This window comes from Streptomyces sp. ATLC9 (assembly GCF_057196705.1).
This window is the reverse complement of the sequence record NZ_JBXUOY010000644.1, coordinates 1-244: the sequence shown is the minus strand read 5'-3', so window position 1 is coordinate 244 and position 244 is coordinate 1. Positions and strand designations below refer to the sequence as shown.

Annotated in this window: 1 pseudogene; it reads left to right on the top strand. The window is 72.1% G+C overall.

Annotated elements, in window-relative coordinates:
- Positions 1 to 244: pseudogene (locus AC2CJA_RS27465) on the top strand (modular polyketide synthase); the annotation flags it as partial.

Sequence of the window (244 nt, the reverse complement as noted above, 5' to 3'; positions counted from 1 at the left end):
CACGCGGCTGGGTGACCCGATCGAGGCGCAGGCCCTGCTGAACACCTACGGCCGCTCGCGGCCCGCCGGCCGGCCCCTGCACCTCGGTTCGCTCAAGTCCAACATCGGCCACACGGTCGCCGCCGCGGGCGTGGGCGGTGTGATCAAGATGGTGGAGGCGATGCGGCACGGTGTCCTGCCCCGCACCCTGCACGTCGACCGGCCCACTTCGATGGTCGACTGGAGCTCCGGCGCCGTACAGCTG